Origin of the sequence: Rothia sp. HMSC066H02 (assembly GCF_001814995.1) — a bacterium.
GTDB classification, from domain to species: Bacteria; Actinomycetota; Actinomycetes; order Actinomycetales; family Micrococcaceae; genus Rothia; species Rothia mucilaginosa.
In genome coordinates this window covers 356,930-366,173 of the sequence record NZ_KV818684.1, presented here as the reverse complement: position 1 = coordinate 366,173, position 9,244 = coordinate 356,930, and the positions used below count along the sequence as shown (strand labels likewise).

Annotated in this window: 18 protein-coding genes; 5 read left to right on the top strand and 13 right to left on the bottom strand. The window is 57.3% G+C overall.

What is annotated here, in order from left to right:
* The 8 genes from HMPREF2999_RS06875 to HMPREF2999_RS06840 form a co-directional block, all read right to left on the bottom strand.
* Positions 1–738, bottom strand: a 738-nt coding sequence (locus HMPREF2999_RS06875) for an HNH endonuclease (protein ID WP_371325961.1), incomplete at its 3' end; no start/stop codon positions are given.
* Positions 739–813: 75 nt separating this feature from the next.
* On the bottom strand, positions 814–1,476 hold the full coding sequence (locus HMPREF2999_RS06870; protein WP_070676450.1) for a hypothetical protein: 663 nt from the start codon (positions 1,474–1,476) through the stop codon (positions 814–816).
* A gap of 24 nt (positions 1,477–1,500) precedes the next feature.
* The gene (locus HMPREF2999_RS06865; RefSeq protein ID WP_070676452.1) at positions 1,501–1,737 is read right to left on the bottom strand and encodes a hypothetical protein; all 237 of its coding nucleotides are present in this window, start codon (positions 1,735–1,737) and stop codon (positions 1,501–1,503) included.
* A gap of 10 nt (positions 1,738–1,747) precedes the next feature.
* The gene (locus HMPREF2999_RS06860; RefSeq protein WP_070676454.1) at positions 1,748–2,008 is read right to left on the bottom strand and encodes a hypothetical protein; all 261 of its coding nucleotides are present in this window, start codon (positions 2,006–2,008) and stop codon (positions 1,748–1,750) included.
* Between the two features lie 97 nt (positions 2,009–2,105).
* Positions 2,106–2,396 carry a hypothetical protein gene (locus HMPREF2999_RS06855; protein ID WP_070676455.1) on the bottom strand — a complete coding sequence of 97 codons (291 nt, stop codon included), beginning with the start codon at positions 2,394–2,396 and terminating at the stop codon, positions 2,106–2,108.
* Positions 2,380–2,730 carry a hypothetical protein gene (locus HMPREF2999_RS06850; protein WP_070676458.1) on the bottom strand — a complete coding sequence of 117 codons (351 nt, stop codon included), beginning with the start codon at positions 2,728–2,730 and terminating at the stop codon, positions 2,380–2,382. The genes HMPREF2999_RS06855 and HMPREF2999_RS06850 overlap by 17 nt, the downstream gene beginning before the upstream one ends.
* Positions 2,723–2,929 carry a hypothetical protein gene (locus HMPREF2999_RS06845; RefSeq protein ID WP_070676460.1) on the bottom strand — a complete coding sequence of 69 codons (207 nt, stop codon included), beginning with the start codon at positions 2,927–2,929 and terminating at the stop codon, positions 2,723–2,725. Before HMPREF2999_RS06845 ends, HMPREF2999_RS06850 begins: the two co-directional genes overlap by 8 nt.
* Positions 2,930–2,945: 16 nt before the next feature.
* A complete protein-coding gene (locus tag HMPREF2999_RS06840) occupies positions 2,946–3,461 on the bottom strand; it encodes a hypothetical protein (RefSeq protein ID WP_070676462.1) in 516 nt (171 codons plus the stop codon).
* Positions 3,462–3,509: 48 nt separating this feature from the next.
* Here HMPREF2999_RS06840 and HMPREF2999_RS06835 point away from each other — a divergent pair, with 48 nt between their 5' ends.
* Complete coding sequence (locus HMPREF2999_RS06835) at positions 3,510–4,052, top strand: hypothetical protein (protein ID WP_070676465.1); 543 nt, start codon at positions 3,510–3,512, stop codon at positions 4,050–4,052.
* Here the strand turns inward: HMPREF2999_RS06835 and HMPREF2999_RS09420 are convergent.
* Positions 3,996–4,199 (bottom strand): hypothetical protein, encoded by a 204-nt coding sequence (locus HMPREF2999_RS09420; protein ID WP_141757052.1) that lies wholly within the window; start codon positions 4,197–4,199, stop codon positions 3,996–3,998. The two genes, HMPREF2999_RS06835 and HMPREF2999_RS09420, sit on opposite strands and share 57 nt — an antisense overlap.
* Positions 4,200–4,221: 22 nt before the next feature.
* Complete coding sequence (locus HMPREF2999_RS06830; RefSeq protein ID WP_070676467.1) at positions 4,222–4,767, bottom strand: hypothetical protein; 546 nt, start codon at positions 4,765–4,767, stop codon at positions 4,222–4,224.
* Positions 4,768–4,887: 120 nt separating this feature from the next.
* Between HMPREF2999_RS06830 and HMPREF2999_RS06825 the strand changes: the two genes are divergently transcribed.
* Positions 4,888–5,577, top strand: a complete 690-nt coding sequence (locus HMPREF2999_RS06825) for a hypothetical protein (protein WP_070697754.1) — start codon at positions 4,888–4,890, stop codon at positions 5,575–5,577.
* A gap of 218 nt (positions 5,578–5,795) precedes the next feature.
* Here the strand turns inward: HMPREF2999_RS06825 and HMPREF2999_RS09685 are convergent, their stop codons facing one another.
* Together HMPREF2999_RS09685 and HMPREF2999_RS06820 are read right to left on the bottom strand one after the other, a co-directional pair.
* Positions 5,796–6,002 (bottom strand): helix-turn-helix transcriptional regulator, encoded by a 207-nt coding sequence (locus HMPREF2999_RS09685; protein WP_083316934.1) that lies wholly within the window; start codon positions 6,000–6,002, stop codon positions 5,796–5,798.
* A gap of 57 nt (positions 6,003–6,059) precedes the next feature.
* Positions 6,060–6,290, bottom strand: coding sequence for a helix-turn-helix transcriptional regulator (locus tag HMPREF2999_RS06820; RefSeq protein WP_070697752.1), 231 nt, complete (start codon positions 6,288–6,290; stop codon positions 6,060–6,062).
* 102 nt (positions 6,291–6,392) lie between these two features.
* On the opposite strand from HMPREF2999_RS06820, the gene HMPREF2999_RS06815 reads away from it, so the two are divergent.
* From HMPREF2999_RS06815 to HMPREF2999_RS06805, 3 genes are all read left to right on the top strand, one after another.
* A complete protein-coding gene (locus HMPREF2999_RS06815; protein WP_070697750.1) occupies positions 6,393–6,791 on the top strand; it encodes a helix-turn-helix domain-containing protein in 399 nt (132 codons plus the stop codon).
* Positions 6,792–6,816: 25 nt separating this feature from the next.
* Positions 6,817–7,236 carry an ImmA/IrrE family metallo-endopeptidase gene (locus tag HMPREF2999_RS06810; protein ID WP_070697748.1) on the top strand — a complete coding sequence of 140 codons (420 nt, stop codon included), beginning with the start codon at positions 6,817–6,819 and terminating at the stop codon, positions 7,234–7,236.
* A 402-nt stretch (positions 7,237–7,638) separates the two neighbouring features.
* Positions 7,639–8,694, top strand: coding sequence for a tyrosine-type recombinase/integrase (locus HMPREF2999_RS06805; protein WP_070697745.1), 1,056 nt, complete (start codon positions 7,639–7,641; stop codon positions 8,692–8,694).
* A gap of 165 nt (positions 8,695–8,859) precedes the next feature.
* Here HMPREF2999_RS06805 and rpsT read toward each other — a convergent pair whose 3' ends face one another.
* A complete protein-coding gene (gene rpsT / locus HMPREF2999_RS06800) occupies positions 8,860–9,123 on the bottom strand; it encodes a 30S ribosomal protein S20 (RefSeq protein WP_005505969.1) in 264 nt (87 codons plus the stop codon).
* Positions 9,124–9,244: the final 121 nt, after the last annotated feature.

Here is a 9,244-nt window from a genome sequence, read left to right as displayed (position 1 = left end):
GATCTGACTCCGGGAGAACTCTCTTACCTGCGAGGTGGCCACGACCGACCTACCAACCGGCTTATCTGACGGAGCGGATGCCTTGGTGGGCACCCCATTCTCAGTCAGCCAAGCCGCGCTCTTTGCACTAAAATACGGCCTCGACGGGGCAGGTAGAAGATCTACCGCCCAACCAGCATTGTCCTTGCGGGACGAGTTGCAGCTTCGACACGCCACGACCATATCCTCCGGAGTTTCTGCAGGAACTCCAGGATTCAAATGGTCATAGGTCGCGCCACGGCCGCCCTTCTGGTTACCCCAGTAAACGACGTTGCCGCACCAACGACATGCATCGCCGTCGCGAGCACGAATCGGCACAATCAACGCACCGTTACGGGTGTCATTACGCCGCCTGTTTTCCCAATCAATCTCCTCTCGTAGACGCATATGGAACAGGTCTTCATCCTCCACCAAACGATAGGCGATACGCCCATCATCCAGCGGCACCTCACCGGTAAGGTACCCACAGAACGTCGCATCAGCGATGAACTTCTGTGCAGCATCCGGAGTACCGGTGAACTTCAGAATAGAGCCGCGCTCAACAACATAGTCAGTCTTGAACGCCGCCGCCTCAACAGCCAAAGCAAGCACCTGACCAAACAACGACCACATAGACTGCATGCTCGCGCCAGGAATCTCCAGCGCTCGCCACACAATGCGATGCTGAGCGGCCGTATCGGATACTTTCAGCCAAGGCATGAGGGGGGGCTCCTTGCGGTGGTAGCAGTGTAGAACATTTTTCTCTACAACTTGGTCAAAATCAGCAGAAACCTGCTAAAGAGTGATGTCTTTCTCAATGGCGGCATCCACCAAATCCTCAGCCATGAGGTCGAGCAGATGCTGGATTTGGGACATGCGCTCGCGTATCTGACGCTGGCGCTTACCGAGGTTTGCGTTGCGCAGTGCGGCGGGGGTGAACGGGGCGAGGCTCTTCTTCGCCTCTTCGACGCGACCGAGTACCTCTGCGGATTCCTGCGGCGATTCAGCAGCTTCAGCGGTGAGCGCCAGCGGCTCGGTGAGCGTCATAGGGAGCGTCGGTTCTTCCTTGGTTGCTGAGGCATCTGCGGTGGCGGTGAGTGCCTCTGCGTGTTGGCTTCGGCGGGATGCCTCAAGCTCGCGAATCTGGTTGATTGCTTCGCGGAGGCGGGGGTAGCTGTCGCTGTCTCGCTTCATGCTCATGGAGCGCTGCAGGAGCCCTTCAGTGGTCATGTAGGTTGCAGCGCGGGTTGCTTTGCCGCCGCCGAGGTCTTCGCGCCACTTCCGCTTCCATTTGGTGGAGACGCCGGTGAGGAGGCTGCCTTTGGCGAGCGCGCCGATTGCGTCTGCGAGGTCTGCGTTGTGGACCCAGATGCGGTCTGCGTCGTAGATGTGGCGGATGGGGGTGCCGTTGATGGTGAGGTCGGTGTCTGGTGCTGCAACCGGGTAGTAGCGGTTCATGGGGTGTCCTTGGGGTGTGGGTGCTTATTCGGCGTAGTTGGTGTCGTCGTGGGAGCTGGCGTGGAGCTTGGCTTCTTCGCAGAGCTCTTCAAATGCATCTTGGAGGACCAGGGAGTTGAGTGACTCAACGGCTTTGGTGTTTCTCTGCTTGCAGGTGTCGCATGTGATACGGAAGCATCTGCCGACGATTTCCCTGTCTCTGGTGAGCTGTAGGACTTCGAGGGTGAAGGGGAAGCCTTCGTGTTCCTGGTGTTCTTGCATCGGTGTTTCCTTAGTTGATGATGGTGTAGGTTGCCCAGAGCATCTTGCTGCGGGGGTATCCGCCGGTGTAGAGGTAGACGTCGCCGCCGGGGTGTACGTCGAAGGTGCTGCAGGCACGGGGGGCGATTGCTGCGGCGACTGCGTCGATAACTGCTTTGTTGCGGCTGTTTTCTCCTCGGCGGCCGTCCCAGTAGGCGTGGGTGTGGATGATGTCCTTTTCGCCGGTGGCGGTGGGGTGGACAAATTCGATTGCGATCTTGTGGCTTGCCATGGTGGGGTTTCCTTGGGTGGTGGTGTGGTGTTTGGGGTCCCCCGCCGCCTGTGTGGCTACTGTAGGAAAGGTGTGGCGGCGGGGGAAGCTTGGGGGTTTAGATGTTGATGGAGGTTGTCATCATTGCGCGGTAGCGGGCTTTGCCTGCTGCGCGGTTTCGTTGCCAGACTTCAACGTCTGAGACCTTGTACCATAGGCGGCCGTCATCGTCTTTGGCTGCAGGACGGAGACGGATGCCGGCGGCTCGAACAGCGGCACCTGAGTAGGTGCGGACAGTACTGACCTTGATACCGGCGGCTGCGGCGACCTGGCTTTCAGAGACAAGCTTGGTGCCGGGGTTGCATGCCTCGAACATCGTCTTGTGGGGCAGGTCAATCTTGGTGGTCATGGGTGGTGTTTCCTTGGATGGGTAGGCGTTTCTTGCGCCAGTGGATTGCTTGCATGTGGCGGCGGCAGAGCTGTTTGGAAGCTGCGCTTTTCTCCAGCCATGCCTCGACATCTGAGGGCTTGTACCAGTAGCGCCCATTGAAGTCGCCTTTAGCTACAGGGCGGAGGCGGGCTGTTACAGCCGCTTTGATGGATTCGCCAGCATAGCCTCGTAGCGTGGCTTCTTTGATCCCTGCTTCACGCGCCACGGTTGCTGCGGGGAGCAGATGCTCACCGGGGTGCGCCTTCAACCATTCGGTGAGGGTGGGCAGGTCACTGAGGGGTGATTTAGCCATTGAGCCCTCCTTTGATGTGGTCATGGACAAAGCTGCCAATGAGGATTGCGGCGGAAGCAGGGGCGAGCGCAATCGCGAAGATGATTGCTCGGAAGGTGATTGTGGGCTGTGCGGTGCCGATTCCAATGATGATGACGGAGGCGAGCGCGCAAGCCCAGACAAGGGCTTTTGCGGTGCGGATAGTGCGGTCGGTGGTCATGGTGAGTGTCCTTGGGCTAGATGAGGAGGAGGAGGATGAAGATTGTGAGTGCTGCGGCGACCCAGAGTCCGAGGTTGATCCAGGCGAGGGTGATGAACTTCTTTTCCATGTCTTCAATGTCTATGCGGGTGATGGTGAGGTCGTGATTCAGGTTCGTCTGCTTGGCGTGCAGACGCTTGGTGTAGCGGTCGAGCTGGGCGAGCGCCTTGCCCTGGTTCTTGCTGGCGCCTTGCAGGATTCCGACTGCGCATTCGGTTTCGGTGAGCTTGCGTTCGTTCTCGACGACGCATTGCATTGCGAATCCGACGTTGGCGTTCACGTCCTTCGTGTGCTGTGCGACCCTCCCGTTGAGGTGGTCGGTGAGGCGGCGGGACTCGCAGACTTCGTCTTGGAGAACGGCGACGCTGTTGTCGAGGCTGTCGATGTCGGTTCGGACTTGGTTGTGGTTGTCGATGATTGTCTGGATGGCGGTGTGGCGGTGGGTGCGGCCTGCTGCGCGGTCGCGTTTGGTCTTGGGGTTGGTGGCGGTCATGGTGTGTCCTTCCTAGTTGGTGTGGGGTGGGTGGTTAGGATTGTTGCTATGGATTTCTCAACTCTTTTTTCTGGCGGCTCAATGTTTGCCGCGTTCGTCTCCGTCTTTTTCGCGGGTGTTTCCTGGTACCAGGCCTTTGGCTCGAAGAAGGCGAAGAAGAAGGCTGAGGAGGCGCATCAGGCGGCACTAGAGATGCGTGATGCCGCGGTCCGGTCTGCTGAAGCTGCGGAGGAGCGTGCCCGGCAAGCGGAGAAGTCGCTCAAGCAGATGGAACAAATCGTTGCTGAACAGCAGAAGCAGTCCGACTCTCAGGCTGAGATTGCGTCTCACCTATGGAGGCCCGTATTTGAGCTGACTTGGGACAGCGGCGATACCTACCTGTTGTGCAACGTTACTGGTGAATCCGTTGAGGTTCTTGAGGTGGCGAATCTTGATAAGTTCTTCCGCTGCGAGCAGGTTCAGCAGGTATTCCGCCCCGGCGAGTCGCTACACATCCTCATGAAGGGTGCTCACGGTAAACCGTTGCCGGCGAACCTAGAACTTCGAATCCGTGGGGTCGACGAGGTCGTCCCCGTCCCGATTCGCCGATAGCTCGCGCTCTTTTTCCTTTTCTTCCTTCTTCTCTTCCCAGGCATCTTTAGTCACCAAGAAGCAGAAGAGCCCGGAGATGCCAGCCGCGGTAACGCTGGCGCCGAAGCAGACGGCGTTGAATACGAGTTTGAACTGGTCGGGTTCCACGAGTGTTTTCCTTCCGGGGTGGTTAGAGGAGTTGTGCGATTTGGCTGCGGCGGTGACGCATCAGGTGCTCTGCGAGGCGGGTGATGCAGTGCTCGACCGCTTCATCTGAGAACTGGAGCTTGTCCCAGTCCTTGATCTGGTCTGCGGTGAGCGCGTCATGCAAGGTGACGCCGCAATCAACGGGACAGGGGATGTGAATGTTCACGCGGTTCTTGAACAACTCGTTTTCGTGCAGGGTGGGTCGCAGGTCAGGTCGGAGTATGTTCCTGCGGTCCCAGCAGATGCGTGCGGCATCGAGGCACTTGTTCGCGTGAGCAATGAGTTCTACCCAGAAGTCGGGGTGCGCAGTCTTGATGTGCTCGGCTGCGGCGGTGCCCATGGTGTGAGCGATGTTGGCGCGGTCCAGCTCTGCGTAGACTTCCTGGCATGCCCCGCAGTGGAGTGCGGGTGCCTTCTTGCCGCGGAGGCGCGGGTCTCGGTTGTTGACGGTGATGTGCCGTGCCCACCAGATGGTGCGGGCGTGCTCTGTGGCGAGCGCTTCGGCGGGGGTTAGGTGTTTCTCGTTCATTGCTTTCTCCTTAGTTGGTGGTGGTGGTTCCACGGGGTGCGCGGAGTTCCATCTTTCTAAGCTCTTTCTCATGTATGGTGGGTTGATGAACCTGATAGTCAATATGTGAGGAGTTTTCTCATGCTTGCTAACCCTGCTCGTGAGCTGCTTCGCGTGTTTGAGAGCTGGTCGCAGTCCTCTTCTTCTGTTGCACGTTTTGCACGCCCTTTGGATACTGAGGAGGAAATCACGCAGGCTTTGCATGCGGCGCTTCTGCTGCGTGATATCCAGCGCCTTGTGAAGGTCGTGGAGGTTGAGCGCCCCAAACATAATTTGTCGTGGGCCTCGAAGTATTACGCCCGGTGGGCTCAAGCGATTTTCCAGTACCCCCACGGGTGGGACTCTTCGTTCCACTTAGAGAGCTACGAGCTGGACGTGCTGTCTGCTTTGGCGGGTACCTTTGATGCATTCGCTAGCTCCACTGAACCTGGGATGCTTGATTGGCTCAGCTCCCAGCGTGAGGCGATGGCTTCCAAGGTTCGCGAGGTCGCGGATTACGTTGCAGACGACCAGGGACTGAGCAGTTCTTTCCGTGCGTACATCCACGAGGTTATGCGCCGTGTGGAGGCCGCTTTCTCCGATGAGCTGAGCGGTAGCTTCAGCTTGTACAACGCATATATGGAATTCACTGTTTTAGTCGATGCGGTGTCTATCCGCTCCACAGACCCCGAAGCGAAGGCGTTCTACCGCAGTGCATGGAAATGGCTGCAGGTCCCCGAGAACGCTAGGGCTCTTGCCTGGGCTGCTGCTCGTAAGGCGATCGGCCTCTAGGTTCCGCGCGGACGGCGAGTTGGAATCGGCGTCGTGCAAGCGCCGACTCTACGATGGCAATTGCTTCTTTGACCGTGATATGTACCGTGGTGCTATCACGGTCTTTTGCGTAGAGGGCGAAGTCCTCAATGATGTTGTACATTTCCTGGATGGCTTCGTCGGAGCAGAACCGCGGGCGGGTGGGCCTCTGGGTTTCGGGGGTGTTCATTGGTGTTTCCTCAGTTGGTGGTGTGGGTGACGGGGAGGTTTGAGAGCCAAGCCGTCACTGCTGCACTGGTGTAGTAGATGCGTCCCCCGCTTCGGATGTATGCGGGGCCTGTCCTGGATTTGCGCCATGCGGCGAGAGTCCGTGGCGAGAGGCCGAGGTTGTCGGCAAGCTCTTCGGGACTCCAGACCGTGAGCGCGTTATCGGGGATAGTCAGCACTTATTCCCATCCTTTTCTAGGAACAACTCCTAATTTTAGGAATGATGGATAAAAAAATTAGACAGTGGTACCCAGATCTGCAGCATGGTCCTCAAAAAGCCAGGTGACGGGCACCTGCAGAGCCTCTGCAATCTTCCATGCTTCGGTAATGCGGGGGTCTGCCTTACCTGTGGCAATTGCACTGATGCGACTAGGGTGAAGTCCAGATGCTACGGCTAGACTGTGCTGCGTCTTCGCTTTCATGGCTAATGCCATTCGCATATTCTTGCTAAAAGTTTCCTCCTGCATCTCAGTGCCTCCTTTCGTTGGTATGCAACTATCATATTCCTATTTTTTGGAACATGCAACCTGAAACAGGAATTTTTTTTAGAAACCTTGTAGACTGTTCCCATGACAGACATTAAAGAACTGCAATCCCAAGCAGAACTTTTCAACGACTTGGTAAACCGCGAAATCAAGGTATGGATGGTTCGGCGAGGTGAAGACCTACTGACCCTCGCCGCAAAAACTGGCATCTCCAAGAGTAAGCTCAGCCGATCTGTATATCGGTCAGAAGGCTCACTTCCCGTCCGTGACCTCAAGACTATCTGTGCCGCACTCAATGTGGACATGACGGTCATTATCTCTGCAGCAGACAACGCAATGCGAGAACAAACGGGCGCTCCTCTCACCGATGCTCAGTTGGCTGCGCAGATTCTTGCCCGTGCTGAGGCGGCAACTAAGGCTGGCTATCGTCTAGCCGCGCACCCCGCAGACGACATCATCACCGAAGACAACCACAGCGCATAACCCGCGCTCGATAACCGATTCACTCATGACTTCAACAACTCCATATGACTACGACCCAGAACGCCACGCCGCGTCCCTGGGTATCCGCATCGTCGAAGCCCAACCGCCGGCGGGCACACTCGCCCTCTGGGATGAGCAGACCAGGACCATACTCACCGCCCCCGGTCTCCTGTGGCGACAGCGACGGTGCGTCATAGCCCATGAGCTCGCCCACGCAATCAACGGCGATTCACACTCCCCCATGGACGACGTCGCCTCCACCAAACGCGAGCGCCGCGCCGACATCCTAGCCGCCGGCTGGCTCCTGCAGCCACATGCCGTGAAGACTGCTCTGGCGGTGGCTCCTGATTCTTTGCCTGCTGCTGCGGCTGAGCTTGAAGTGACTGAGCGTATCCTCTCTGCTTGGCTTTGGGAGCATAGCAAACGGGGCGGTCTGGATAGCTAGTCCAGTCCGCCCCGTCTGTGCATCATCAATCAATGTAAGGAGAAATAAGCGCTTAGATCCGTCTGATGCGGTTCACTCACACAACAATAAGATGCCGACTCAGCTCGCCCTTGCAGGTTCCGCCTCGTAGTTATCGGTTATTGCCGAAGTAGTGTAGCGTCACGTGGCGATTGCGGCAAGAGTCTCAAGGTGTCGGCGTGTCGTGCGGCGGTTTTTGGGTAAAAAAAGGTAACCGCCCCACCTACTGTATCCGGCAGTAGACGGGGCGGTTCCTGTGCAGTCCATGCTGAAGGTCTGCTCGAACGAGAGTGACTGAGTTTAGCGTCACCTGCGGGCGAGCGCAAGTGAAAGGAGGCGAGGGTGGTTAGGGACCCTCTTCCGATTGGTTCTCATGGAAAGATTATGGCTCGGCGGATTAAGCCGAAACGTTGGATGGCGCGTGTCTATTTTCGTGATAGCGCTGGCGTGCGGCGGGAGGTGACGGCGCAGGGGCCAACGAAGGCGGCGGCTGAGCATCGTGTGAAGTTGAAGTTGTCGAATCTGCCTGTGGCTGGTGCTGAGCTGTCCTCTGCGACGACGCTGAGGGAGGCTCTGGAGCGGTGGGTGTCTGGTTTGGATGATGGGTTGGCGCTGAACACCTTGCGTAATTACAAGCTGTGGGCTGAGCGTCTTTCTCAGAATCTTGGCTCTTTGCAGCTGAGAGAGCTCACTGCCGGGGCGCTGGATGCGTACCTGGCGGGCATTGATTTGCCTAGTGTGCGGTATAACCAGCGATTGACGCTCAAAATGGCGTTGGATGAGGCGGTGCGTCTTGGGGCTTTGCCGCATAACCCTGTTCTGGCGACTCGCCCGGTGAAGACCAAGAAGAAGGAAGTGCGAGCGCTGGATTTGGAGCAGGTTCAAGAGCTGCGGCGGCTCGTTGCCGCTCTGCCGGCAACGCCTACTTACAGCGGGTATCTTCCTGATCTTGTTGATGTGCTTTTGGGTACTGGGTGCCGTTGGGGTGAAGGTGCCGGGATTCGTTGGCAAGATGTTGACCTTGAGGCGGGGACTGTGACCATTTGCGGCACGCTTGTCCAGAAGGCTGGCTGGCAGGCTGATACGAAGACACATGAGGCACGCACTCTGCAGGTGCCGCCCTTTGTTCTTGATGTGCTGCGGAGGCGGCGGGCTGAGTCTTTGGAGGGGGCTGTCTTTGTGTTTGAGCAGGGAGGCAAATCTCTGGCGTACAATTCGGCGAGGAATTTGCTTATGAGGGCTCTCAAAGGCTCGGATTTGGAGTGGGTGACCTGGCACGTGCTGAGGAAGACCACCGCCACGTTCCTGGATGAGAAGTTGGGTATTGCTGAGGCGTCCCTGCAGCTTGGTCATGCGTCGGAGGAGATGACGAGATCTGCCTATGTGCAGCGGAGTAAGCAGGCGGCGTTTGCGGAAGCGTTGGAGGGTCTGGCGGGCTAGATTTGGTCCCCATTTACTCCCCACTTTGAAATCTCTCTAGACTGCTATTAGACTGTCACTATTTGCAGTTTTAACATGAAAAAATACCCCCGAAATCCCTTATAAATAAGGGGTTTCGGGGGTATTTGCCCTAAACCAGAGAGGTACTCACGTACCCCGCAAGTTTTAGAAAGCCTTGTTTACCAGCGCAGCAAGACCGGACTTCTTGTTTGCAGCGGTCTTCTTGTGCAGAACACCCTTAGAAACAGCCTTGTCCAGCTTACGGTTCACAAAACGCAGAGCCTCAACAGCAGCTTCCTGGTTCTGTGCCTCAACAGCAGCCTTGACCTTGCGGGTCGCGGTCTTCAGCTCGGACTTTACAATGTTGTTGCGCAGGCGAGCCTTCTCGTTGGTGAGGATACGCTTCTTCTGAGACTTAATGTTAGCCACAATTAAACTTTCTGTTTTGTCTTATTGGTCGGTGAGGGCGACGCTGGCCGATCATCGACTGAGCGGCGTGGGGATGCCTATGGCAACCGGCCAGCAGTGCCCGATGACCATCGGACACTCA